Annotated in this window: 22 protein-coding genes; 5 read left to right on the top strand and 17 right to left on the bottom strand. The window is 63.9% G+C overall.

Annotated features, from left to right (window positions below; genetic code table 11):
• Positions 1-23: 23 nt before the first annotated feature.
• The 3 genes from ACSVIE_RS06075 to ACSVIE_RS06065 are packed head-to-tail and all read right to left on the bottom strand — an operon-like array spanning position 24 to position 3,085.
• On the bottom strand, positions 24-1,028 hold the full coding sequence (locus tag ACSVIE_RS06075; RefSeq protein WP_442423314.1) for a tripartite tricarboxylate transporter substrate binding protein: 1,005 nt from the start codon (positions 1,026-1,028) through the stop codon (positions 24-26).
• 48 nt (positions 1,029-1,076) lie between these two features.
• Positions 1,077-2,579: a tripartite tricarboxylate transporter permease gene (locus ACSVIE_RS06070; RefSeq protein ID WP_426005654.1), complete on the bottom strand. Its 1,503-nt coding sequence runs from the start codon at positions 2,577-2,579 to the stop codon at positions 1,077-1,079.
• Between the two features lie 2 nt (positions 2,580-2,581).
• Positions 2,582-3,085, bottom strand: a complete 504-nt coding sequence (locus ACSVIE_RS06065; protein ID WP_426005653.1) for a tripartite tricarboxylate transporter TctB family protein — start codon at positions 3,083-3,085, stop codon at positions 2,582-2,584.
• Between the two features lie 135 nt (positions 3,086-3,220).
• On the opposite strand from ACSVIE_RS06065, the gene ACSVIE_RS06060 reads away from it, so the two are divergent.
• Both ACSVIE_RS06060 and ACSVIE_RS06055 read left to right on the top strand, forming a co-directional pair.
• Positions 3,221-4,021, top strand: coding sequence for an IclR family transcriptional regulator (locus ACSVIE_RS06060; protein WP_426005652.1), 801 nt, complete (start codon positions 3,221-3,223; stop codon positions 4,019-4,021).
• A gap of 67 nt (positions 4,022-4,088) precedes the next feature.
• Complete coding sequence (locus tag ACSVIE_RS06055; protein ID WP_442423313.1) at positions 4,089-4,796, top strand: TenA family protein; 708 nt, start codon at positions 4,089-4,091, stop codon at positions 4,794-4,796.
• Between the two features lie 33 nt (positions 4,797-4,829).
• Here ACSVIE_RS06055 and ACSVIE_RS06050 read toward each other — a convergent pair whose 3' ends face one another.
• From ACSVIE_RS06050 to ACSVIE_RS06020, 7 genes are all read right to left on the bottom strand, one after another.
• On the bottom strand, positions 4,830-5,126 hold the full coding sequence (locus tag ACSVIE_RS06050) for a DUF4190 domain-containing protein (protein WP_426005650.1): 297 nt from the start codon (positions 5,124-5,126) through the stop codon (positions 4,830-4,832).
• A 78-nt stretch (positions 5,127-5,204) separates the two neighbouring features.
• Positions 5,205-5,978: an enoyl-CoA hydratase gene (locus ACSVIE_RS06045; RefSeq protein WP_426005649.1), complete on the bottom strand. Its 774-nt coding sequence runs from the start codon at positions 5,976-5,978 to the stop codon at positions 5,205-5,207.
• 24 nt (positions 5,979-6,002) lie between these two features.
• The gene (gene mmsB, locus ACSVIE_RS06040; RefSeq protein WP_426005648.1) at positions 6,003-6,929 is read right to left on the bottom strand and encodes a 3-hydroxyisobutyrate dehydrogenase; all 927 of its coding nucleotides are present in this window, start codon (positions 6,927-6,929) and stop codon (positions 6,003-6,005) included.
• Between the two features lie 11 nt (positions 6,930-6,940).
• A complete protein-coding gene (locus ACSVIE_RS06035; protein ID WP_426005647.1) occupies positions 6,941-8,017 on the bottom strand; it encodes an enoyl-CoA hydratase/isomerase family protein in 1,077 nt (358 codons plus the stop codon).
• A complete protein-coding gene (locus ACSVIE_RS06030) occupies positions 8,017-9,516 on the bottom strand; it encodes a CoA-acylating methylmalonate-semialdehyde dehydrogenase (RefSeq protein ID WP_426005645.1) in 1,500 nt (499 codons plus the stop codon). The genes ACSVIE_RS06035 and ACSVIE_RS06030 overlap by 1 nt, the downstream gene beginning before the upstream one ends.
• Positions 9,517-9,674: 158 nt before the next feature.
• Positions 9,675-11,072, bottom strand: coding sequence for a cryptochrome/photolyase family protein (locus tag ACSVIE_RS06025; protein WP_442423312.1), 1,398 nt, complete (start codon positions 11,070-11,072; stop codon positions 9,675-9,677).
• Positions 11,073-11,150: 78 nt separating this feature from the next.
• Complete coding sequence (locus tag ACSVIE_RS06020; protein WP_442423311.1) at positions 11,151-11,495, bottom strand: hypothetical protein; 345 nt, start codon at positions 11,493-11,495, stop codon at positions 11,151-11,153.
• A gap of 191 nt (positions 11,496-11,686) precedes the next feature.
• Between ACSVIE_RS06020 and ACSVIE_RS06015 the strand changes: the two genes are divergently transcribed.
• Positions 11,687-13,846, top strand: coding sequence for an amylo-alpha-1,6-glucosidase (locus tag ACSVIE_RS06015; RefSeq protein WP_442423310.1), 2,160 nt, complete (start codon positions 11,687-11,689; stop codon positions 13,844-13,846).
• Between the two features lie 28 nt (positions 13,847-13,874).
• On the opposite strand, the gene hxlA is transcribed toward ACSVIE_RS06015, so the two are convergent.
• Together hxlA and hxlB are read right to left on the bottom strand one after the other, a co-directional pair.
• On the bottom strand, positions 13,875-14,498 hold the full coding sequence (gene hxlA, locus ACSVIE_RS06010) for a 3-hexulose-6-phosphate synthase (protein WP_426005640.1): 624 nt from the start codon (positions 14,496-14,498) through the stop codon (positions 13,875-13,877).
• Between the two features lie 58 nt (positions 14,499-14,556).
• Positions 14,557-15,153 (bottom strand): 6-phospho-3-hexuloisomerase, encoded by a 597-nt coding sequence (hxlB, locus tag ACSVIE_RS06005; protein WP_426005639.1) that lies wholly within the window; start codon positions 15,151-15,153, stop codon positions 14,557-14,559.
• 150 nt (positions 15,154-15,303) lie between these two features.
• On the opposite strand from hxlB, the gene ACSVIE_RS06000 reads away from it, so the two are divergent.
• Positions 15,304-16,644 (top strand): LuxR C-terminal-related transcriptional regulator, encoded by a 1,341-nt coding sequence (locus ACSVIE_RS06000; RefSeq protein ID WP_426005638.1) that lies wholly within the window; start codon positions 15,304-15,306, stop codon positions 16,642-16,644.
• A 33-nt stretch (positions 16,645-16,677) separates the two neighbouring features.
• Here the strand turns inward: ACSVIE_RS06000 and ACSVIE_RS05995 are convergent, their stop codons facing one another.
• Together ACSVIE_RS05995 and ACSVIE_RS05990 are read right to left on the bottom strand one after the other, a co-directional pair.
• Positions 16,678-18,093 (bottom strand): ferredoxin reductase, encoded by a 1,416-nt coding sequence (locus ACSVIE_RS05995; protein WP_426005637.1) that lies wholly within the window; start codon positions 18,091-18,093, stop codon positions 16,678-16,680.
• Complete coding sequence (locus ACSVIE_RS05990; protein ID WP_426005635.1) at positions 18,090-19,394, bottom strand: aromatic ring-hydroxylating oxygenase subunit alpha; 1,305 nt, start codon at positions 19,392-19,394, stop codon at positions 18,090-18,092. Before ACSVIE_RS05990 ends, ACSVIE_RS05995 begins: the two co-directional genes overlap by 4 nt.
• A gap of 169 nt (positions 19,395-19,563) precedes the next feature.
• Here ACSVIE_RS05990 and ACSVIE_RS05985 point away from each other — a divergent pair, with 169 nt between their 5' ends.
• Positions 19,564-20,496 carry a LysR family transcriptional regulator gene (locus ACSVIE_RS05985; RefSeq protein WP_426005634.1) on the top strand — a complete coding sequence of 311 codons (933 nt, stop codon included), beginning with the start codon at positions 19,564-19,566 and terminating at the stop codon, positions 20,494-20,496.
• An 88-nt stretch (positions 20,497-20,584) separates the two neighbouring features.
• Here the strand turns inward: ACSVIE_RS05985 and ACSVIE_RS05980 are convergent, their stop codons facing one another.
• The 3 genes from ACSVIE_RS05980 to pdxS all read right to left on the bottom strand — a co-directional run bounded on the left by ACSVIE_RS05980 (position 20,585) and on the right by pdxS (position 23,282).
• Positions 20,585-21,988 carry an MFS transporter gene (locus ACSVIE_RS05980; RefSeq protein WP_426005633.1) on the bottom strand — a complete coding sequence of 468 codons (1,404 nt, stop codon included), beginning with the start codon at positions 21,986-21,988 and terminating at the stop codon, positions 20,585-20,587.
• A gap of 149 nt (positions 21,989-22,137) precedes the next feature.
• Positions 22,138-22,320 (bottom strand): hypothetical protein, encoded by a 183-nt coding sequence (locus ACSVIE_RS05975; RefSeq protein WP_442423309.1) that lies wholly within the window; start codon positions 22,318-22,320, stop codon positions 22,138-22,140.
• 47 nt (positions 22,321-22,367) lie between these two features.
• Positions 22,368-23,282: a pyridoxal 5'-phosphate synthase lyase subunit PdxS gene (pdxS, locus tag ACSVIE_RS05970; RefSeq protein WP_442423308.1), complete on the bottom strand. Its 915-nt coding sequence runs from the start codon at positions 23,280-23,282 to the stop codon at positions 22,368-22,370.
• Positions 23,283-23,405: the final 123 nt, after the last annotated feature.

The following is a 23,405-nucleotide window of genomic DNA, read 5'->3' as shown; positions in this document are numbered from 1 at the left end:
AGGCTCCAGTTCATGTCAGGCTGTTAGTCCTTCTTCTGGACCAGTGGCAGGACCTTCTTGAAGTCGTCTTCCTGGCTTGCCCAGAACTGCTGGTACCCGGAGCCGTTGAGGTAGCTCGTCTGCAGGCCGAGGTCCTCCATCTTTTGGACCACGGCAGGGTCTTCGATTGCCTTCTGCAAGGCTGCTTCAAGCTTCTTGGCCACGCCGTCGGGCAACCCTGCCGGCGCTGAGTATCCGCGGACGGTGCCGGCTTCGAGTTCGTAGCCCGATTCCTTGAACGTGGGCACGTCGGGAAGTGACGGAGCACGTTCTGCCGTCATGACACCGAGGACGCGGGCTTTGCCCTGCTTGGTCAGGTCCGTCACGTCACTGACGTTTGCCACCAGGATCTCCACGTGCTTGCCAAGGAAGGCCGTGGTGGCCTGGGAGGCGCCTTCTGAGAAATGCACCGGGGCAAACTCGGCACCCGTAACTTCCTGCATCTGGGCCAGGGCGAAGTGTTCACCTGTCTGCAGGCCGGTGGTGCTGGCCGTCATGGACTTGGGGTTTGCCTTCGCTGCATCAAGGAGTTCCTTGAGCGTCTTGTACGGGCTGTCCGGCTGCACGGCGATCACCGTGGGGTCGATGACCTGGCGACCCAGGGGCTGGAAGCTGTCGCGGCTGTACTTGGCTCCACGCGCCGGATCCAGTGGAGACGCGACCACGGACGGGGAGCCGGTGGCACCGATGGTGTATCCATCCGGTTTGGCGCTGGTGAGCTGCGTGTAGCCGATCTGGCCGCCGGCACCGGGCTTGTTGATCACTTCCACATTGGTGCCCAGTTCCTTTTCCAGGATGGGCTGGACCAGGCGGGCGGCCGTGTCCACGGCTCCACCGGGTGAGAAGGAAACGATCAGTTCGATCGACTTGCCCTTTTTGGGAAAGTCGTCTGCGGCTGCGTTGTTGTTGGATCCGGCGTTGGCGCCGCAGCCGGTGAGGGCCATCAGGGTTACGGCTGCGAACGCTGCAGCCATGCGTGTACGGGGCATGGTTCTTCTCCTTTGAAGTGGGCTGTGGGACGTAGGGGGATGGATTGTTTAGGTCTCGGGGTCTTCAGTGAGGGCCTTGGGCTTGCGGAGTTTCAGGAGCGGGCTCAGGACAATCAGGGCGCCGATACCGATGAGCACCATGGAGATGGGTCGGTTGACGAAGATGCCGAAGTCGCCCTGGCTGATCTCCAAGGACTCGCGCAGCGACCGTTCCATGAGCGGACCGAGGACCAAAGTGAGCACCATGGGGGCCAGTGGGATATCGAGGTGACGCAGGGCCAGGCCCAGGAGGCCGAACGCGATCATGACGAACACATCGAAGACACTGAAGTTGATCGTGTAGGCACCGATCACCATGAACAGCAGGATGAGGGCGGTCAGGATGGTCGTCGGAACCCGGAGGATCGAGGTCCACAGACCCACCAGCGGCACGTTGAGGAGCAGCAGCAGGAGGTTGCCGATGAAGAGGCTGGCAATGATGGCCCAAGCAATTTGCGAGTGCTCGGTGAACAGTGTCGGCCCCGGGGTAAGGCCTTGCTGCAGGAACGCACCCATAAGCACAGCGATGGTGGGGGAAGCGGGGATGCCGAGCGTGAAGAGCGGGATGAGGGCAGCGTTGGCATGTGAGTTGTTGGCCGTCTCGGGACCGGCAACGCCTTCAATCGCGCCATGGCCGAGTTCGTTGCGGTGCTTGGAGAACTTCTTTTCGGCACCATAGGCCAGCAGTGAGGAAACCGATCCGGTCATTCCGGGTATGAGCCCCAGGCCGAAACCGATGCCCGTACCCCGTGCCATGGATGGAGCACTGCGGCGCCACTCATTGGCGTTGGGAAGCAGGGAGCGGAAACCGGGCGCGTGGACCGTCTGGACCTTTGCGTCCTTGCGGTAGGACAGGATTTCCGACAGTCCAAAGACACCCACAATGACGGCCACAAAGCTGACCCCGTCCAGCAGGTTGTCGGAGCCGAACGTGAAGCGCGGGGCACCAGCCACAGGATCGATGCCCACCATGGAGATGATGAGGCCCAGGGCACCCGAGATGAGGGCCTTGACCATCGACTTCCCTGCCAGCGCCACCAGCAGTGAAATACCCACCACCATCAGAGCAAAGAATTCAGGCGGCCCGACCAGGAGGCCGAGCTCCCCCAATGGTTTTGCTGCAGCCACCAAGCCAAGCGTGGCTATGGTTCCGCCAACAAAAGACCCGACGGCGGCAATGGTCAGTGCCGCACCGGCCTTGCCGATCTTGGTCATGGCATAGCCGTCGATGGTGGTAATGGCCGAGGCCGCCTCACCTGGCGTGTTCAGCAGGACACTGGTGATGGTCCCGCCGTACGCCGTGCCATAGAAGATGGCACACAGCATGATGATGGCACCGGTCGCGTCGAGGTTCATGGTGAGCGGAATGAGCAGGGCAACGCCGGCCACCGGACCAATGCCCGGCAGGACGCCGATGACGGTGCCCAGAAGGCAGCCGATGAAGGCGAAAATCAGGTTCTGCCAGGTCATGGCGGCAGCGAATCCGCCGATCAGTTCATTGAGGGTGTCCACGTCTAAAGTCCGATCGAGTTCAGGAAGGGGATGCCCGCAGCGGGAAGGGCCACATTAAGCCCGTAATTGAAGGCGTAGAACGCGCCGACGCTCCCGGCGAGCGCAATGATCAGCGTTGAGGCCCAGCCCCTGCGTCCACGCACCTTGAGGTGGTACAGCAGGAACAGGAACATACCCAGTTGGAAGCCGATCAGGTCCAGGACGGCGGCAAGTACCGCAAGGCTTACGACGACGGCAATCACCGTTCCCCGATCGGCGCCCTTCGGCGTTTCGCTAGGGCGGCGCAATTCCTGGACAAGCCAGATCAGCGACATCGCTGCCATCAGCGCGCCCATGGCAAAGGGGAACAGTCCGGGACCGGGCCCCAGGCTGGTCCACAGGCCAAGTTCCAGTGAACTGACCAGCACGTAGACGCCTGCTGCGACGAAAGCGCCAATCCCTGCGAGGACGGACTTGGCCACTCTCCCCCTGGCATTGGACGTGGCCGTAAGTGACTCCGTTGTCATGGTTTCCTTCTGACGTTTATTGCCTTACACCCTATGGATTTCTGTTTCATAGGATGAAAGAACATTGCGTACTCAGAAATAGTGACAGGGGACACAGGAGCTGTCAAGCGCAAGGAACTTACATAGAATGAAACAATGACCGAGAGCCCCCCTTCCCCAGGCGCCGCAGCCGAGGACAGCCCCAAGGCAGCCAACATGCGGTCCCTCTCCCGGGCCCTGGAAGTGTTCGCCGAATTGCAGCGTGCTGAGCGTCCGCAACGACTGAGCGACCTTGCCAGGACGTGTGGGATGAGCCTGCCGACCACGCTGCGGATTCTCCGGGTCCTGCAGGACTTTGGCATGGTCAGCCAAACCGACAAGTCGTACCGGGTGGGTCCTGCGGTCCTTCCCGCAGCCAGGAGCTACCTGGAGAACGACCCCTTGGTGGTTGCCGCGCGTCCGATCCTTCAGCAAGTGGCATCCCAGACGGGTCTCACCGCATCCCTCTACACGCGCTTGGGGTTCGAGCGCATCCTGGTAGCGCGGGTGGATGGGGAATCGCCCCTGCGCTATGACCTGCCCCTCGGTAAGCGGCTTCCACTGACGGCGGGTGCGGCAGGGAAGATCCTCCTGGCAGGCTTATCGCGCGGGGAACTCGAGCAGGTGGTTGCGGCGGCCATCACGGCAGGGCACGAGAAAGACACCTTTACTGCGGACGACCTCGGGGCACGGCTGGCGCAGGACGGACAGGATTACGCCTATTCCGAGGACGAGCGCGCCACCGGCGTGCTGTCCGTTGCGGTGGCCATCCCACGGGCCGACGCCCGGCCCACCGAGTCGATCTCGCTGACCAGCCCCGTCGAATCAGCCAGTGGAGACGTCCTCAAGGCAGGGGTTCCTGAGATCAGGCGCGCGGCCCACCGCCTGTCCGAGCTCCTTCAGGGCACCGTCTACTGACAGGGGACGCCGTGTACGAGCGCCGGACAAACACCGCGCCTGACCAGCGATATACCGACCGGTCTTTATGCTGGTTCAGTCCCCCTACGCCGACAACCATGAGGAGCACCCAGCCGTGGGCTTTGCCGAAGACCTAAGGACCAGTTGCGCCGCTGATTGGGAAGCCGCCGTGCATCACGCCTTTGTGGACAAGCTGCTGGATGGCAGCCTTTCGGACCACCACCTGCGCCACTACCTGGTGCAGGACTACCAGTTCTGCGATGCCTTCACTGCCCTGCTGGGCCAAGCTGTGGCGTCGGCCCCTGCCCTTCCGTCGCGGCTGGTGTTTGCCGGCATTCTGGGCGCCTTCGCCTCGGATGAGAACACGTACTTCCAGGACTGTTTCGATGAACTCGGCGTGCCTGCCCATGACCGTACCGCTCCGGTCCTTGGCCCGGCAACGGCCCAGTTCGACGCACTGATGAGAAGTGCCCTGGCAACGCGCTCGTATCCGGATGTGCTGGCGGTGCTCCTGATGGCCGAGTGGCTCTACGGTGACTGGGCTGCACGGGCCGGAGACCCCGCGAACTGGCCTGCGCAGGCCAAGCATTCCGAATGGATCCGGCTCCACAACAATCCCGGGTACAACGCCTGGGTGGCTTGGCTGCGGGCAGAGTTCAATGCCGTGGAACCGGGTAATCCGGCGGTTCGCGACCGGGTGGCGGCAACGTTCCGGGAAGCCGTCCGCCTGGAGCGGGCGTTCTTCGACGCCGCGCTGGCGCCGGCAGCTGTTTAGTGCTGCCGGCGTCCGGGCCGCCCCTTGCCAGAGCTACGCGTAGGTCGCCGTGAAGGCAAAAATGAGTGCGGAAACCAAGGACAGGACGCCGATCCCGTAGCCCACGGCCAGCGCGCCCACGGCAAGGGGCCGGCCCCGCTCACCGCGCTCCTGGATCTGGTTGAGTGCCACATGGCCTGCACCCACCACGAATACGGCAATGACTGCCATGCCCGCGAAGAACAAGCCCACCAGGGCCAGGACCGCCATTGCCGCTGCGACGATCGCAAGACGATTGACTTGCTGGGCCGAAACATCGACCTGACCGGCCGGAACACTCTCCGTTGACATGTTCTCTCCCCCTTTGTCGGTGGCCTTGAGTCTATCCGGGCCGGGGACGGATTCCGGGCAGGAACTACCGTGCAGGAATTACCGGTGCTTGAAGGCGGGCTCGCGTTTCTCCATGAAGGCCGCCATTCCTTCCTTTTGGTCCTCGGTGGCGAAGAGTGAGTGGAACACCCGGCGTTCATAGACCACGCCTTGGGCGAGGCCCATCTCGAACGCGGCATTGACGGCTTCCTTCGCCACCATGGCTGCGGGTTTGGACTTCGAAGCAATGACATCCGCTGCCTTCAACGCTTCGTCCACAACTTCCGCGGCGGGCACCACCCGGGAGACCAGGCCCGAACGCTCAGCCTCCTCCGCGTCCATGAAACGCCCGGTCAGGACCATGTCCATCGCCTTGGCCTTGCCCACAGCCCGGGTGAGCCGCTGGGAACCGCCCATGCCCGGGATCACACCCAGGTTGATCTCGGGCTGCCCGAATTTGGCGTTGTCGCCGGTGATGATGACATCGGCCATCATGGCCAACTCGCACCCTCCGCCCAAGGCAAACCCGGAGACCGCCGCAATGATGGGTATGCGCAGGCGCGTCAGGTCCTCCCAGTGCCTGAACCAATCCGCCGCGTACATTTCCATGTAACTGTTGGAGGACATCTCCTTGATGTCCGCACCAGCCGCGAAGGCCTTTGCCGAACCCGTGATCACTACGGCACCCACACCGGGATCACGATCCATGTCAGTGACCGCCTCGACGAGTTCATTCATGAGCGCCGTGTTCAAGGCGTTCAAAGCCGACGGTCTGTTCAGCGTCACCAGGCCAACCCGGCCCCGGCGCTCCACCAGGATGTTCTCGAACGTCATACTCTCCCTCTCAGCAACCAAAACTTACGAAGACTTGTCGCGGATGTCGGTAATGATGCCGGAGAAGTCCCGCGCGGCGCCCTCTCCGGCAGCAAAGGCATCGTAGATCCTGGACGCCAGCGGCCCCATCTCCGCTGCGACACCCGTACTTTCCAACGCATTCACTGCCAGGCGCAGGTCCTTGGCCATCAAAGCGCCGGCAAAACCGGGTTGGTAGTCACGGTTGGCCGGACTCGTAGGCACGGGACCGGGAACCGGACAGTTGGTGGTCAACGCCCAGCACTGCCCGGACGCATTGGACGCAACATCGAACAGCGCCTGATGGGTAAGGCCCAGTTTCTCGCCCAGGACAAAGGCCTCGGCAACAGCGATCATGGACACCCCCAGGATCATGTTGTTGCACACCTTCGCGGCTTGGCCGGCTCCGTGGTCGCCGCAGTGGACGATCCTCTTGCCCATGTGTTCCAGGAGCGGCCTGACGGCGTCGAAATCCCCGGGCAGCGCTCCCACCATGAAGGTCAGGGTTCCGGCCTCGGCGCCTACTACCCCACCGGACACGGGAGCATCCACAGACCGGTGCCCCGCAGCGACGGCCAGGGACGCTGCCTCGCGGGCCTCGTCCACGTTGATGGTGGAACAGTCGAGGAAGAGGGTGTCCGGCCGTGCAGCCGCAAGGAGCCCTGGACCCTCGACGCCCCGGTACGCGTCCAGCACATGCTTGCCGCTGGGCAACATGGTCAACACCACGCCCGCGTCCCGCACGGCATCGACCGCCGATTCCGCCATGGGGATCCCATGGTCCCTGGCCGCTTCCACGGCGGCCGGCACAGGGTCGTAGCCGATCACCTCATGCCCTGCCTTGATCAGGTTGGCCGCCATGGGACCGCCCATGTGGCCGAGGCCCAGGAAAGCGATGAGTCCCGTGGCCGACCTCGCTGCATTCTCTGTCATGATCGTCTCCCTCAACTCGACTGGACTGGACTTGGCGCAAGCCCCAGTTCACGGTCGCCAAGCGGCGCGAAATAGCCCTCGACGTCGGACGCCGCCACCTCGGCGAGGGTGGCCGGCTTCCATTGCGGATTGCGGTCCTTGTCCACCACCTGGGCACGGATCCCTTCCCGGAAGTCCGGACCCGAGAGGCAGCGAAGACCCACCCTGTACTCCTGGTCCAGGGCTTCTTCGAGGGAGAGCCCCCGCACACGCCGCAACGATTCCAGGGCAACCTTGACCGACGTCGGGGATTTCCCCTCGATCGTGTCCGCGGCTTCGGCCGCGTCCCCACCGGCACTGCGCAGGCGGTGCACGATCTCCTCGGCCTCGCCGCCTGCGTAGCAGGCATCGATCCAGTCCCGTTGCGCCTCCAGGGGTGAGTCCGGCGCGGCTTGGGCAAAGCGCCCGACGGCGGCGTCCGCCGTCGAGCTTTCCAGCGCTTGGGCAAGTGCCGGGAGGCTTCCGGACGGCACGAAGTGGTCCGCAAGTCCGAGGAACAGTGCATCCGCCCCGGTCAAGTGCGCTCCCGTCAGGGCGGCATGGGTTCCGGTCTCCCCCGGTGCACGCGACAGCAACAGGGTGCCGCCGACGTCGGGCACGAAACCGATGGTTGTTTCCGGCATGCCGGTACGGGTCCGTTCGGTGACCACCCGGACCGATCCGTGGGCCGAAACGCCCACGCCACCACCGAGCACCAGCCCGTCCATGAAGGCAACGTAGGGCTTGGGGTAGTTGGCAATCAGGGCGTTGAGCCGGTATTCATCAGCCCAGAAGTCTGCCGTGGCCGAACCGCCGTGCAGCATGTCCTTGTAGATGGCCACGATGTCACCGCCGGCGCAGAGACCGCGGTCGCCGGCACCGCGCACCAACACCGTGGCAACGGAGTCATCATCAGCCCAGGCAGCCAACTGCTGCAGCATGGCTTTCACCATGCCCGCATTGAGGGCGTTGACTGCCCGGGGCCGGTTGAGCGTCACGATGCCCAGATGGCCGCGGCGCTCAAAGAGCACTTGGTCTTCTGCCTGTTCGGTGGAAACTGTTTCTCCCATCAGCTGCCTGCCGGCATCACGAAGCTGGCGCCCTGGCGGATGCCGGAGGGCCACCGCGAGGTGACGGTCTTGGTCTTGGTGTAGAAACGGAAGGCGTCGGCGCCGTGCTGGTTGAGGTCGCCGAAACCGGACGCTTTCCAGCCACCGAAGGTGTAGTACGCGATCGGCACCGGGATGGGGACGTTGATGCCCACCATGCCCACTTCCACCCGGCTGGCGAAGTCGCGGGCGGAATCGCCGTCGCGGGTGAAAATGGCCACGCCGTTGCCGAACTCGTGCTCGCTGCAGAGCCGCAGAGCCTCGTCGTAGTCTGCCGCCCGCAGGACACTGAGCACGGGACCGAAGATCTCTTCCTTGTAGATCTTCATGTCCTTGGTGACATTGTCGAAGAGTGTGGGGCCCACCCAGAACCCGCCGTCATAGCCGTCAACGGTCAGGCCGCGCCCATCGGCAACGAGCGTGGCGCCTTCATCAACGCCGGACTGGATGTATCCCTCGATCCTTTCCTTGGCGGACGCGGCAACCACCGGCCCGAAGTCCACGTCTTTGTCCAGGCTGTGGCCCACCTTCAGGTCCTTGACCCGTTCACCCAGCTTGGCCACCAGCGCATCGGCCGTCTCCTGGCCCACAGGTACGGCCACCGAGATGGCCATGCAGCGCTCACCTGCGGAACCGTACCCGGCACCAATCAGGGCGTCGGCAGCCATGTCGAGGTCGGCGTCGGGCATGATCACCATATGGTTCTTTGCCCCGCCGAAGCACTGGGCCCGCTTTCCGTGCGCAGCGGCGGTGGCGTAGATGTACTGGGCAATCGGCGTGGAACCCACGAAGCCGATCGCCTTGACCCGCGGGTCCTCGAGGAGCGCGTCCACGGCTTCCTTGTCACCGTTGATCACGTTGAAGACGCCGTTCGGCACCCCGGCTTCGCTGTACAGCTCGGCCAGGCGCAAAGGAACGGAGGGGTCGCGTTCGGACGGTTTAAGGATGAATGCGTTGCCGGCGGCGAGCGCAGGTCCGGACTTCCACAGCGGAATCATGGCCGGGAAATTGAACGGGGTAATGCCCGCAACCACCCCGAGTGGCTGACGGAGCGAATGGACATCGATACCCTGGCCTGCGCTGTCGGAGAATTCACCCTTGAGCAAGTGCGGGGCTCCGGCGGAGAACTCCACCACCTCGATGCCGCGCTGGATATCGCCCTTGGCGTCGGCAAAGGTCTTGCCGTGCTCCGAGGACAGGAGCCTGGCGAGTTCGTCCATGTTGTCGTTGACCAAATCAACGAACTTCAGCAGTATCCGGGCACGGCGCTGGGGGTTCATGGCAGCCCACTCGAGCTGGCCCTTCTCCGCATTCGCTACCGCGTTGCGAACCTCGTCCGCGCTGGCCAACGGAAGCCGGGCCTGGACCTGGCCCGTGCAGGGATCGTAGACGTCGCTGAAACGGCCGGACGTTCCGTCCACCCGTTGGCCATCAATGTAGTGGGAAAGTTCGCGCACCATGGTGAATGCTCCTTTGCATCGTGAATGACTGCCGTTCCCGGGGTGCTGGGACGTGGCGGGAACACGTGACCAACTGTGATCCAGGTCATCTCTGAACCTGAATATACTCGGACTTCCTACTAAATTCCAGAGGGGCATCCGGCAGCGGCGGGCAGGCCTCAATGGACCTCGCGCAGCTCCTTGTAGGCATCCAGCGCGTCCTGGCGGGAGGTCTTGAGGTCCACGATTTCGGCGGGGTAATCAGGCGTGCCGAACTCCGGGATCCAGTGCGCGATGTACTTGCCCTGCGGGTCGAACCTGGTGCGCTGTGCCTCAGGATTGAAGATCCGGAAGAACGGTGAGGCATCAGCACCTGAACCGGCCACCCACTGCCAATTGGCCGGATTTGACGCAGGGTCGGCATCAACCAGTGTGTCCCAAAACCACTGCTCGCCGAGCTGCCAGTGGATGCCAAGGTTCTTCACCAGGAAGCTCGCAGCGACCATGCGGACCCGGTTGTGCATCCAGCCCGTGTGCCAAAGCTGTCGCTGCCCGGCATCCACCATGGGAAACCCGGTGAGGCCCTTCTGCCAGGCTGCGAACTCCTGGGGCGCGGACTCATGGCCGGGATGCTTGCCATCGGAGGAACTGCCGGAAGCTCCCGGCCATGCCCACGGAAAACGGTCGAACTCGGTTCGGAGATTGGCCGTGGCCAGGGTCGGGTTGTGGAAGTACTGGTGCCAGCAGAATTCCCGCCAACCAAGCTCGGAGGCGAAAATCGTGGCGCTGTCCGAGCGCTTGGAGCCCAAGGCATGCCAGACCTCGAACGGGCTCAGTTCACCCCAGCGGAGGTAGGGCGACAAAGAACTGCTGCCATCAACATCCGGCCGGTTGCGTCCGTCCTTGTAGCCGGACAGGCCGTTGGCCACGAAATCCCGGAGCCGCCGGTGGCCGGCATCCGAACCAGGCGTCCAGCGCTCAGCCAACCCCCCGGACCAGTCGGGCCTGGTGGGCAGGAGGTGCCAGGAATCCAGGTCGTCATACGCGGGAAGCTTGCCCCCGTAACCATGCCCCTTGGCCGGGATGGCCAACGGTTCACGGAACTCCTGAGCGGACACCGCGCGCCAGAAGGGCGTGAAGACCTTGTACTGCCCGCCGGTCTTGGTAGTGATCTTCCACGGCTCATGGAGCAAGGAGGCCTGGAAGCTCTCTACATGCAGCCCCTCGTCCCCCGCCCAGGCTTTGATCCCGGCGTCGATGGTCCGTTCCACTTCGCCGTACCGCCGGTTCCAGTACAGCGCGCCCGCGCCAGCCGCCGTCGTGGTTTTCCGCACGACCTCCGCGGCCGGTCCACGCCGCAGCAACAAAGGAATCCCGAGCTTGTCCAGATCCTCGCGCAGCGCCGCCAGGGAGTGGTGCAGCCACCACTTCGCGGCACCGCCGTGCGGACGGATGCCGTGCGATTCCTCGTCCAGGACGTACAGGGCCACTGCGGCGCCATCATCGACGGCGGCGCGCAAGGCCGGGTTGTCGCGGACCCTGAGGTCGTCACGGAACCATACGATGGACGGCTTCACTTGAGCCCCTCTTCCAGGTTGAATACAGAAAGTGCCCTTACGAACGAATCATAAGGGCACTTTCTGTAAACATTCCGACTAGCTGAGGGTGGAAACCGGCCCATCCTGTTCAACCACCAGCAACGCCGGGGTGGGAACCTCCAGGGCACCGGCTACGGGAACGCTGTTGACCACGTAGTCCCGCGCAGCCTCGCCCATCATGCGAAGTCCCGGGTAGTAGCGCAGACCGTCACGCTTGTCGTGCTTGACGCCGCTGATCCGGACTGCCGTGCGGAAGGCACTGTCCGGGATGGGAACCTTGTTCCCCAGCAAGCACCAACTGATGTACAGGCCATACAGGGCTTCAAAGCCCAACCCGTCTTCGCTGTCTTCTTCGTAAATTACGGAATCGCGCAGGAACGCATGAATCTGGGAATCTGTCATTGCAGAGGCCTCCGGCCATCAAAAAGGGCCGCCGGTCTGCATCAGCGAGGTAGTGCTCTTCCCCACTATAGACCCCTTTCCACCGCCCGGCTGGCCCGCGGAGATGAACTCCGGGTACAGAGGTCTGGTATCCGCTGCCGGCACGGCGTACCGTCAACTACATCCCGCTGCACGCCGTTGAAGGAGCCCCCGTGGCCGGATGGAATACTGACACGGCCGCCGGCCCCTTGGGTTCCGGTACGGTGACGCTCGTGGAGGGCTCGTCGTTTTGCATCTCCACGGCCAACGGGGACATTCGCCCAGGCCTGCCCCACGGTGTCTTCCATCTGGACACCCGCATCCTGTCGCGCTGGGAAATGACCATCAACGACCAGCCCCTGGAACCCCTGGCCGCCGAAACCCAGGAACCATACCGTGCGCTGTTCGCTTGCCGCGTACCGGGGCCCGGTGGCAACTCGGACAGCCCCCTGCTGGTGGAACGGCGCCGGGAGGTTGGGGCCGGGATCCTGGAGAAGGTTACGGTCCACAACTACTCCGCCAAGCCCACGGAATGCCGGATCACGTTGTCGGTGGAAGCCGACTTTGCGGACCTGTTCGAGGTCAAGGAGGCCCGGGTCACCCGCGAGTGGAAGGAAACCCGCCGGATCGACGGTGACTCCCTGGAAATCCGGGGTCAGTGGGAAGGCGTGCGCAAAAGTGTGGTCATCAGGGCCGAAGGCGGCGGTGCAGGAGCGAAGGCCCTGGGCTACAGGATCACCGTGCCGCCTTTTGGGGAGTGGAACGCACGCCTCAGCGTGGTCCCGACGGTCGACGGCACCGGCACGGCCCTTCCTTTCGGGCATCCGGACCGGGACGGGCTCTCCCCCAGCGACCGCCGAAGGCAGGAATGGGTGGCCAGGATCCCGGTCCTCCAGATGGGCAACCGGTCCATCCAGCGGACCCTGCGCCGGAGCTACGAGGACCTGGGCGCTTTGCGGATCCAGGATCCCAACCACCCTGACAGGGTGGTTGTGGCCGCCGGTGCGCCCTGGTTCATGACCCTGTTCGGCCGCGACTCACTCTGGGCGTCGGAAATGGCGCTGCCTGTGGATCCTTCCCTGGCGCTGGGTACCTTGCGCACCCTCGCGGAACGGCAGGGCACCGAGGTCAATGAGGACACCGAAGAGGAACCGGGCAAGATCCTCCACGAGGTCAGGCTGGATGTCACCAGTGGGCAGGCACTGGGCGGCAGGTCCGCTTACTACGGCAGCGTGGATGCCACGCCGCTTTTCGTGGTGGTGCTCGGCTCCGTCAGCCGCTGGGGCTTCTCCAGGGAGACCATCAAGGCGCTGCTGCCCAATGCGGACCGGGCGCTGGACTGGATCCGCCATTACGGGGACCGTGACGGGGACGGCTTCGTGGAGTACGGCCGGCCCAACCAGCATGGGCTCATCAACCAGGGCTGGAAGGACTCGTGGGACGGCATCAACTTCGCCGACGGCACCCTCGCGGAGGTGCCCATCGCCCTGGCGGAGGTCCAGGCCTATGTGCATGGCGCCTATGTGGCACGCGCCTGGATGGCTTACGACGACGGCGACACCGCCTTGGCGGCCGACCTCCAGGAACGCGCGGACCGGCTGAAGCAAAGGTTCAACGAGGAGTTCTGGTTGCCGGACCGGGGCTACTTCGCCGTAGCGCTGGACCGGGACAAGCGGCCGGTGGATGCGTGCGCCTCCAACATGGGCCACTGCCTGTGGTTTGGTTTGCTGGATGAGGACAAGGTTCCCTCCGTGGTGGAACATCTGATGTCCAAGGAAATGTTCAGCGGATGGGGAGTGCGGACCTTGGCCAGCAACATGGCCTCCTACAACCCGGCCAGCTACCACAACGGATCAGTATGGCCCCACGATAACGCCCTGATCATGTCCGGCTTGCTCCGGTACGGGTATGTGGAGGAAGCCCAGCGGATCGGCACCGCCCTCCTCGAGGCGGCCGAGTACTCCGGTGGCCGGCTTCCCGAGCTCTTCTGCGGCTTCGACCGCGACAGGTTCATGGAACCGGTGCCCTACCCCACCGCCTGTTCGCCGCAAGCATGGGCGGCCACCACGCCCATCCACGTGATCACCAGCCTGATGCGGTACGACACCCACATCTCGCAGGGCGGGATCTGGCTGGACCCGGTGCTGCCGGAGTCCTTCGGGGACCTGCACATCAGCAACGCCCCCATGGGAGATGCCCGCATCACGATCGACGCCTCCGGAATGCAAGCGACGGTGCAAGGCATTCCGGAGGGTCTCACGGTTCATCACGGGCAGCGGCCCTGGATGTCCGAGCTCGTGGAGCGGGCCCGCTTGCGGGAGCCGGACAGGTAGGCCGCCAGCTACTGGATGGCAGCAGCAGTTACTGGATGGCAGCCTTCAGTTCCTTGGCAGCCAGTTCCGGGTCCTCGGCGCTGTAGATGGCGCTTCCGGCAACAGCAACGTCAGCACCTGCCAACTGCACGGATCCGATGGTGGAGGCGTTCACTCCACCGGCCACGGAGAACGGAACACGGGCTTCCTCGCCGGCGTTCAGCAGGGTGCGCAGGTTGTAGCCAGGCTGTGCCTGCTCGTCCAGGCCTGCGTGGAACTCGATGAACTTGGCGCCCAGTGCACGGGCTTCCTTGGCCCGGGATACCTTGTCGGCAACACCGATCAGGTCCACCACGATGCCCTTGTTGTGGGCCTTGGCTGCGGCGACGGCACCGGCAATGGTGGAATCGTCGGCGGTGCCCAGCACGGAGACGAGGTCGGCTCCGGCCTTGAACGCGATGTCAGCCTCGAGCTCGCCGGCGTCCATGGTCTTCATGTCCGCGAACACGATCTTTTCCGGGTGGGCTTCCTTGATGGCGGAGATGGCGGAGAGGCCCTCGGCCTTGATGAGGGGCGTACCCAACTCGATGATGTCCACGTACTCGGCGACCTTGCCGGCCAGTGCCAGGGCATCTTCGGTGGTGAGGAGGTCCAGTGCAACCTGCAGTTTCATGTTTTCTTCTTTCCGGTGGTGTTGGTTGTTGTGCACAGCACGGGTAAAACGAGGACGCCTACTCGAGGTTGGCGTGGCGGAGCCATAGCTGCTCAGCCGGCTCGTCTGTGGTGTCCCAGAGGGTTTGGAACACCGTCTCGGTGGCCAGGAACAGAGACTGCTCAAAAAGGCTCCCGGAGTATTGGCGGGTGATGGCGGATCCGTGATCCGTCTTGCGTGCCGCCGGGATAACCACCACGGCACCGGCCAGGCCGGCCAGCGGCGAGTCCGGGTCGGTAGTCACCGCCGCGACCTCTGCTCCGGCGTCGCGGGCAGTCTGGGCAGCCTTGACTACCCCGGCCGTGGTTCCCGATCCCGACGCAACCAGCAGGAGGTCGCCCGAGGTGATGGCCGGCGTCGTGGTGTCACCGGCCACGTGCACCGTCAGTCCGAGGTGCATCAAGCGCATGGCAGCCATCCGCAGGACCAGCCCGCTCCGCCCGGCGCCGGCCAGGAAGACACGGTCCGCGCCCTTGATCCGGTCGGCCAGGACTGCCAGTTCCCGGACATCGATCTTGCTGGTGGTGTCCAGGATTTCCTTCTGGATGAGGGAAAGGTTCAGGGCGGCCTGATCGGTGGTTCCGGTCAGGGACGGCGACTCTGCCGTTACGTCCATACGTGCTCCCTTCTCAGGTGGTAGATGGGCCGCTTCTGCGGCCTGATACCAGTTTTCAGGTATCTGCGGGTAGGTAATACGCTGAAAAAGAGCAGTAATACCTATCCGTTCGGGTAGTCAGGGCGCGCCGACAGCCGGTACCGTTCTTCCATGACCATCACTGCTGCGCCTTCTGCCCTGCTGTCCACGGGACTTCCCTGGCAACTGCTGGACCACATCACGGCAGTTGTGCAGGCCCCCCTCCTGGGCATCGCCGGGAGCCTCCGCGCCGCTGTCCAGCCGTTCATGGCAAACAGTGCCCTGGTGATCTTCACCGAAGACTGCACCGGACGGCCCCAGAAGAAGGCCGGCGACGAGGCAATCATCGGGCGGGTCACCATCGCGGAGCTGGAGCGCCTCCGCGCCGGGGTTCCGGACGGGAAAGCGTGGACAGGGCGGGCGGAGATCGGGGGCATGGAACGGGACGTTCTTGCCCTGAAATACCAACCCAGCGGGGCCTTGCTTGTGCTCACGGACCCCGGGCACGTACAGGCAGGGCAGCCTCCGGCGGAACAGCTTCCCGCAGCACAGCCCAAACAGCATGTCAGTGGGCAGCTGCGCATTGTGGAGTACCTGTGGTGCCTCGCAGCCGCCCGCATCCAGGAAAAGGTATCGGATGCGCCGCCGTCGTACCTTCTGGAATCCCGTGCCGCCTCGGCCGAGCGCCTGCGGGTCACAGCAGAGCTCGTGGACCAGCACTCAACCACGCTGGAAACGGTGCTCGCTGCCCTGCGCTCCACAGCCTTGGACGACAAAGCCGCCCGCACCGCAGTGACGGACATGACCGCCAAAGCATTGGTGGGCCTGCGCACACTGAACGACCGCACCAGCGACCTCGCGGAGGAACCCGTGAGCAATGCGTTCGCGCGACTGCGGGAGGACCTCCGGCCGTTGATGCGGTTCAGCAACATCGATACCCAGTTCATCGAACCGCCGGCCAACGGCAGGGCACTGCCGGGAGAAGTTGCCCACGCCGCCAGGGCGGTAGTGCGGGGACTGGTGTTGGCGATCGCGGAGCAGCCTGATGTGCGGCGGGTCCGGGTCCAGTGGGACTGCGACGGAGAAAACCTGCTGGTCAATGTCCGTGACGACGGCCGCGGCGACCTCTCCCCCGACGCCCCCACCATCGACCGGCTGCGGCAAAGGGTTCAGGCGGTGGACGGACGCATGGGCATCGACGTCATGCAGGGGTGGGGAGCGGACATCTCCGTAGTCCTGCCCCTGGATCCTCCCGGGTTACCGGGCAAGGACGTAGCTGCATGGGGACTGGCGCAGAGGGAGCTCGAGGTTCTGGAGCTCCTGGCCGCGGGACACAGAAACCGTGCCATCGCTGCTGCCTTGAACATCAGCGAGAACACGGTGAAGTTCCATGTGCGGAACTTGTTCAGGAAGTTGGACGTCCGGTCCCGCACTGAGGCCACGGCAATGGCCCACAGTGCGGGAATCCGGTAGTCCGTTGCTGCGCAGGACGCAGCCGGATTGGAGTTAAGCGTCGATCACCAGGTCGGTCTGGGCAGTGGAGCAGCAAGGCAGGAACTTGCCCGCGTCGATCTCCCTCTTTCGGATTCCGCCCTGGTGGTTCATGTCGATGTCACCAGACAGCTTGACCACCTTGCAGGAACCGCACATTCCTTCCTTGCAGTTCGCGCCGATCCTGACGCCCGCGCGCTGTGCCACCTCAAGGATGTGCTCGCTGGGGTCGATCCGCACGTTAATGCCGGTCTTCAGGAAGGACATCGTGAGGCTGCCGGAACCTACAGTGTTGAAGCTTGAGGCATCGGGAGTTGCTGCCTCAGGCTCGGTGACCGGACCGCCGTCGTTCGTCCCGGAACCGGAGGGCTCCCCCTCAACCGTCTCCAGGGGCAGGCCTGAGGCCTCCAGGGTCCCGTCGGCATCGTAACCGGGCTCGTAGAGTCCGAATGCGGCGGGCTGGCTTTCGTAGTAGTCCTCGGCCGAATCGGCGATTTCCTCCGCGATCTCCTCGGCAATGTCCGCGGCGAGGGCAACCTCGGCCGCGTATTCAAGGAGCGTCTGGCGATCACCGGAGAAGAACTCCATGTAGATGGAGGTGTCGTCCACGCCCACCTTCTTGAGAAGTTCGGTGGCGGTGTTCAGGTAGCCCTCGGGACCACAGGCATACACCTGGCGTCCATTGGCGTCAGGCGCCACGTGGTCAATCATTGCCGAAGTCAGGCGCCCCGTGAGGCCTTCCCAACCGTCCGGCTTGTTGCGGTCACCCAGGGAGTAGAAGACCCGGATCCGCGAATCCACGGAAGCGATGTAAGCCAGCTCCCGGTGGAAGGCGAAGCCGCCTGCTTCTGCGCCGTGGTAAAGCACCACAACGTCCGCGTGACCCGGCAACGAATGGATGGTGCGCACCATGGACATGATGGGCGTGATGCCGGCTCCGGCTGCGAGCAACAGGTAACGTGCACGCCGGTCCGCATCAGGCAGATGGAATGCACCCACGGGACCGAGCATCTCCAGCACGGTCCCGGGCTTGACGTTGTCGTGCACCCACGGGGACACCAGGCCGCCGGCATCGCGCTTGACGCTGATGCTGAAGGTCCACGGCTCGGTGGGCGAGCTGGACAGGGAGTAGCTGCGGTCCACAGGCTCGTGGTCCTCGCCGTTCACGGGGAACGCCACGTTGACATACTGCCCGGCACGGAATGCCAGGGGCGCACCGTCGCAGCGGCGGAAGACGAAAGTCATCAGGCCGCCGGCCTCGGGAACGGTTTCCACGCACTCGGCCATGAACTCCTGCGGATGCCAGGGGCCCAGGGCCCGGGCAGCGCGGGCCGGTGCATCCGTGCTGCCCATCACCCGGTTCCACGGCATCTCAAGGCCGCGGATACGCTGCGGTTCCTCGATGACCGTCTCGGTGAGGAGTTCCGTCATGCCAAGTGCTCCTGAACGCGCTGCACGTACCAGTTGATGAATGCTTCAACCTGGTATTCGCTCTTCATGTACGGGCCGGGCTCGTAGGCAGGGCTGCCCGCGCCGGTCTGGCACAGCTCAACGAAGGCCTTGTCCTGGATGTTGGTCTGCTTCCAGGTGTAGGTGAGCTTGTCCAGGTCGTAGTCCACGCCTTCTTCGGCGTCGTCGGCCACCAACCAGGTGGTGCGGACCAGGGACTGGTGTTCGTTGATCGGGAAGACACCGAACGTGATCACGTGGTCGCCCAGGAAGTGGAACCAGCTGTTGGGCTGCAGGTGCATGGAACAGCGGCCGAGGCGGAAGTCCGGCAGGTCGCCGAGCAGCTTCTTGGAAAGGCGGCGCCCATCGGCGGAGAACGATTCGCCTTCGCCGTCCAAGGACTCGCGTGAGATGCGGATGCCGGCAATACGGGTATCGAGTTCCTCAACCACCTCGTAGGGGAGGCCATAGCGACGGCAACGCTCTTCAAGCGAGGACTGGGCTTCCTTGTTACGGTCCCAAACCTCCTCAAGGTGTGCCGGGATCAGGCCCTCGGTCAGGCCCCATGTGGGGAAGAGCGAGCACGCCAGCTCGGGGTGTCCGTCGCAGTGGTAGCACTCACGGTTGTTCTCCATGACGAGCTTCCAGTTGCCCTCTTCGATGATGTTCTGCTGGTAGGCAATCTTCGTCTTGGACAGATCGTGGGGCGCCAGGTAGGGCTCGAAGATCTTGGAGGTCTCGTCAAAGTCCGTGGGCGGCTCGTCCGCGATGCAGACAAAGATGAGTCCGGCGACCTCGCGGCTGTGGGCACGCTTGAGGGCGAAGCAGTTCTTGTCGAACTTGGCTTCTCCGGGAGCGGAGGCGTGGATCAGGTTGCCCTCGGGGGAATAGGTCCAGGAGTGGTAGCCGCAGACGAGGTTTCCGGTGGAGCCGGCGGCTTCGGTCAGGACGCGGGCACCGCGGTGGCGGCATACGTTGTGGAGAACGTTGACGTCACCTTCATCGGTGCGCAGCACGATCAGGGAGTACGGGCCGTAGTCCACCGTGATGTAGTCGCCGGGCTCAGGCAGTTCGGCGACGCTGCCGGCAAAAATCCAGTGCTGGCCGAAGATGGCTTCCATGTCGATCTTGAAGATCGTGGGATCGGTGTAGAAGGGGGCATCGAGGGAATAGCCCGTACGCCGGAACTCAAACAACGCGGTGATTTCTGCCAACTGCTCGGCAGGCAGGGATGAAGCGAGTTTTCCGCGTGAATTGAGGGCGACGTTCACTGGAGCAGTCATGGGTTTCCTCCCGGGAGGCTGGGTACGTAGGTGAATCTGGGGGACCGGCAATGCGTCGTCGCGGCCGGTATTTTCGAAGTCTTCGTAGTAAGAGATTAGGGTCACAGGAACTGCAACAAAAGCGCAATATTCAGGAGATAACCGTGCACGTTTGGTGCATGATTAGTTCATGATCGATCCAAGGCTCAATACCCTTCGCGTGTTTGCCCGCTGCGGCACGGTCGGAGCAACAGCCGAACTCACCGGTTACTCCCCTTCTGCAGTGTCCGCGCAGCTCCGCGAGCTCCAGCGCCTGCTGGGAATGCAGTTGCTGACAAAGGACGGAAGGGGCGTTCGGCTGACCGCCACAGGCCGGTACCTGGTGGCCGGATCGGACGCGCTCGTCGCGGAATGGGAGAGCCTGCGGGCGGCGGCCATGGAAGCCGGCGACCAAGTGCAGTCACATTTTGGTTTGGGCGGATTCTCGACGGCGGCCGCCCAGTTGCTTGCGCCGCTGGCGGCAACGCTGCGGTCAACACGGCCGCAGCTCGAGGTACAGGTATTGGAGGCCGACCCGGCCCGCTGCTTTGACCTGTTGGTCGCCGAACGGATCGACCTCGCCGTCATAGTGGCCATGCAATCGGACACATACGGCGAGGACGATCCGCGCTTCGAACAGACCGTCCTGCTCGACGATCCCCTGGACGTGATTATTCCGGCCGACCACCCCCTGGCAACGAGGACGACCGTGACGCTCGAAGAGCTGGCCTCGGAACCATGGATCACTGAGTCAGCCGGTTCCACGTATCACGCCCTGTTTACCGCGGCGTTCACTGCGGTGGGCGTGACCCCGCGGATAGCCCACGAGGCCGTTGAGTGGGAAACCCAGATCGCTTTTGTCGGGGCGGGGCTCGGCGTTGGCCTCTTGCCGCGCCTGGCTCCCCTCCACAGTGCCGAAAACGTGGTCCGGCTCCGCATTACGGGCAAGGGAAAGCCAGCGCGCCGCATTGTCGCCGCAGTCCGCAGGGGAAGCATCTCTTCGCCCCTGATCAAGGAGTCGCTGGACATCCTGCAGGCCCGGGCCCATCGGATCCTCACCGCCCGCCCGGAGGACGACCTCTGACCAGCTCGTGTCTCCCCAAGCGGCGTCCTGGCGTCGCCTGGATTTTCCAGCCGACGCCAGGATCATGCCAAGCCATTCGGCGCAGGTTCTAGACGCCTGCGATCCGCGCCGGCTCGGCGGCTTGGTCGTCGACGATGGTTTCCTTGGAACCCGCAGCCGCTGCCAACGACATTCCCTTGGTTTCTTCTGCCAGAAGTACGCATACCAGCCATCCGAGCGCGGTGAGGCCGGCTGCTGCCAGCATTGTGGGACCAATGCCCCAGTCGCGCAGAGCAAAGGGGATCACGAACGTACCGATGGCCGCCCCGATCCTGCTGGCACCGGTGGTAATGCCGATGGCACTCGCCCGGATCTCCGTGGGAAAAAGCTCGCTGGGGTACGCCCACTCAAGGATGTTGGGACCGCCCGAGAAAAAGGCGTACATGCAGAAGCAGGCAATGATGATGGCGACCGGCGCTCCCGGAGCGAATCCCAAAACAAAGAGCGGGAGCGCCATCAAGGCAAAACTCCAGATGATCAGCGGTCGGCGGCCGACGGTTTCAACCAGGCGGAGGGCAGGCAGGCATCCAAGCAGGAAGACGGCATTGATGATGACCGAGCCAAGGTTTGCCAGGTTGCCCTCCCCCAGGCCAAACGAGCCAAGAATGACCGGGCCGAACGTGAAGATGGCGAAGAGTGGCGTGACTTGGAGGATGTAGAACGCGCTGCAGAAGAACAGGCGCTTGGGGTAGGGGCGGCGAAGCAACATGGCGAAGTCAACCTTGCCCCGCTTCGACGCCCCGGACGGCGCTTCGGCTTCGGCCGCAAGCACCGCCGCTGCGTCCACCTGGTCGCCCAGGCCGGTACGCAGGGCGTCCTCTGCCTCTTTCAGTCGACCATTGTTGAAAAGCCAACGCGGTGATTCCGGAATTCCGTGCCGCATGGCCAGCACCGCGATGCCCAGCACCGCAGAGCTCCCCAGCATCCAGCGCCAGCTTTCGGGACCGAAGACCTCCGACATGGCGAACCCTACAAGGGATGCCAGGGCAGCCCCCGCGAACCAGCCGGTGATCAGCATGCCAAGCATCCTGCCGCGGCGCTTTTGGGGCAGCCATTCGGCCAACAGTGCACTGGCAATGGGGTAATCAGCACCGATGGCCAGGCCCACTATGAAGCGAAGGATGATCAACTGCGTGGCATCCTGCACCACGAACTGCAGCGCCGAGGCAATCACCAGCGCCCACAGGTCGATCGTGTACATCAGACGGCGCCCGATCTTGTCCGTCAGCGGCCCCAGGAGCAGCGCGCCGAAGAAGATGCCCACCAGGGCGGAGGCGCCAATGAGGCTGACTTCGAGCTCATTGGCTCCGAACTGGGCAGTAAGCCCCACCATTGCTATGCCAATGATGCTCAGCATGTACCCGTCCAGGAGTGGACCTCCCATGCAGCCAATGACGAGTTTTCGATGGAAAGGGGAAAAGCGGGCGGAATCGAGGGCGGAGCTTAGACCCATGGTTCTCCTTGGCCTGTCCCGGCGCGACGCTGCGTCGGGAAAACGGTGAATATATTGACAGCAAAAAAACTGATATATGAGAACGTAGTGTTGGCCGTCTCACAGTGTCAATTTGTGTCAATATCCCGCCATGGCCCCTCACATGCTGCTCAGTGCCACACCTGATAACCGGTCGATTTATCGAACAGACGGCGGGATTCGGCCCCGTCCGCGGCCAGCCACAGGACAGAATCATCGGCGGCTGCCTGCTCCACGACCCCGGACATGATGCGGTCGTCCTTTAACCACACCTCCACCACGTGCCCCGTCAACTGGGCCCAGTCATGGCGCAATGCACGCCCTTCTTCCGTCCGAACCTGCCTTGCCTCCGGCACCTCCATCACCAGCCACGTTCGGCGAGGCGGTGCGGTTGCGGGATCTCGTCGACGTTGATGCCGACCATGGCTTCGCCCAGGCCGCGGGAGACCTTGGCGATCACGTCAGGGTCGTCGTGGAACGTGGTGGCCTTGACGACGGCTGCCGCGCGCTGGGCCGGGTTGCCGGACTTGAAGATGCCGGAACCGACGAACACACCGTCGGCGCCGAGCTGCATCATCATCGCAGCATCAGCCGGGGTCGCGATGCCACCGGCGGTGAACAACACCACCGGAAGCTTGCCCGTGGCGGCGACTTCCTTGACCAGCTCGTACGGAGCCTGCAGTTCCTTGGCCGCAACGTACAGCTCGTCCTCGGGAAGGGCGGAGAGCTGGGCGATCTCGGTGCGGATCTTGCGCATGTGACCGGTGGCGTTGGAGACATCGCCGGTGCCGGCTTCGCCCTTGGAGCGGATCATTGCCGCACCTTCGTTGATGCGGCGCAGCGCCTCTCCGAGGTTGGTGGCCCCACAAACGAAAGGCACAGTGTAGTTCCACTTGTCGATGTGGTTGATGTAGTCCGCCGGGGTCAACACCTCGGACTCGTCGATGTAGTCCACACCGAGGGACTGCAGGACCTGGGCCTCGACGAAGTGGCCGATGCGGGCCTTGGCCATCACCGGGATGGACACGGCAGCGATGATCGACTCGATCATGTCTGGATCGGACATGCGGGACACGCCACCCTGGGCGCGGATATCAGCCGGAACTCGCTCGAGCGCCATGACAGCCACGGCGCCGGCATCCTCGGCGATGCGGGCCTGCTCGACGTTAACGACGTCCATGATGACGCCGCCCTTGAGCATCTCAGCCATGCCCCGCTTAACGCGGCTGCTGCCCGTGAGCGCGATGTTTTCAAAAGGGAGAAGTCTTGGGTTCACGTGATACTCCAAAGGAATGAAAGCCGCGGTGGCCGCGGGCACCCGGAGATCGATCATGCAAAGGCAGGAGTGTCTGATATCCGGGTGATATATTAGCTGCGGATTTCAGTATGCAAGCCTTGG

It is taken from the genome of Paenarthrobacter sp. NCHU4564 (assembly GCF_052156435.1).
Taxonomy (GTDB): Bacteria; Actinomycetota; Actinomycetes; order Actinomycetales; family Micrococcaceae; genus Arthrobacter.
The sequence above is the reverse complement of the archived record's forward strand: the minus strand, read 5'-3'. Positions and strand labels throughout refer to the sequence as shown.

What these genes read in the sequence shown, in the direction of transcription:
- ACSVIE_RS06075 (WP_442423314.1), bottom strand. Translation starts at nt 1,028, where the DNA reads ATGCCCCGTACACGCATGGCTGCAGCGTTCGCAGCCGTAACCCTGATG.
- ACSVIE_RS06065 (WP_426005653.1), bottom strand. Translation starts at nt 3,085, where the DNA reads ATGACAACGGAGTCACTTACGGCCACGTCCAATGCCAGGGGGAGAGTG.
- ACSVIE_RS06060 (WP_426005652.1), top strand. Translation starts at nt 3,221, where the DNA reads ATGACCGAGAGCCCCCCTTCCCCAGGCGCCGCAGCCGAGGACAGCCCC.
- ACSVIE_RS06055 (WP_442423313.1), top strand. Translation starts at nt 4,089, where the DNA reads ATGCTGGTTCAGTCCCCCTACGCCGACAACCATGAGGAGCACCCAGCC.
- ACSVIE_RS06050 (WP_426005650.1), bottom strand. Translation starts at nt 5,126, where the DNA reads ATGTCAACGGAGAGTGTTCCGGCCGGTCAGGTCGATGTTTCGGCCCAG.
- ACSVIE_RS06045 (WP_426005649.1), bottom strand. Translation starts at nt 5,978, where the DNA reads ATGACGTTCGAGAACATCCTGGTGGAGCGCCGGGGCCGGGTTGGCCTG.
- mmsB (WP_426005648.1), bottom strand. Translation starts at nt 6,929, where the DNA reads ATGACAGAGAATGCAGCGAGGTCGGCCACGGGACTCATCGCTTTCCTG.
- ACSVIE_RS06035 (WP_426005647.1), bottom strand. Translation starts at nt 8,017, where the DNA reads ATGGGAGAAACAGTTTCCACCGAACAGGCAGAAGACCAAGTGCTCTTT.
- ACSVIE_RS06030 (WP_426005645.1), bottom strand. Translation starts at nt 9,516, where the DNA reads ATGGTGCGCGAACTTTCCCACTACATTGATGGCCAACGGGTGGACGGA.
- ACSVIE_RS06020 (WP_442423311.1), bottom strand. Translation starts at nt 11,495, where the DNA reads ATGACAGATTCCCAGATTCATGCGTTCCTGCGCGATTCCGTAATTTAC.
- hxlA (WP_426005640.1), bottom strand. Translation starts at nt 14,498, where the DNA reads ATGAAACTGCAGGTTGCACTGGACCTCCTCACCACCGAAGATGCCCTG.
- hxlB (WP_426005639.1), bottom strand. Translation starts at nt 15,153, where the DNA reads ATGGACGTAACGGCAGAGTCGCCGTCCCTGACCGGAACCACCGATCAG.
- ACSVIE_RS06000 (WP_426005638.1), top strand. Translation starts at nt 15,304, where the DNA reads ATGACCATCACTGCTGCGCCTTCTGCCCTGCTGTCCACGGGACTTCCC.
- ACSVIE_RS05995 (WP_426005637.1), bottom strand. Translation starts at nt 18,093, where the DNA reads ATGACGGAACTCCTCACCGAGACGGTCATCGAGGAACCGCAGCGTATC.
- ACSVIE_RS05990 (WP_426005635.1), bottom strand. Translation starts at nt 19,394, where the DNA reads ATGACTGCTCCAGTGAACGTCGCCCTCAATTCACGCGGAAAACTCGCT.
- ACSVIE_RS05985 (WP_426005634.1), top strand. Translation starts at nt 19,564, where the DNA reads ATGATCGATCCAAGGCTCAATACCCTTCGCGTGTTTGCCCGCTGCGGC.
- ACSVIE_RS05980 (WP_426005633.1), bottom strand. Translation starts at nt 21,988, where the DNA reads ATGGGTCTAAGCTCCGCCCTCGATTCCGCCCGCTTTTCCCCTTTCCAT.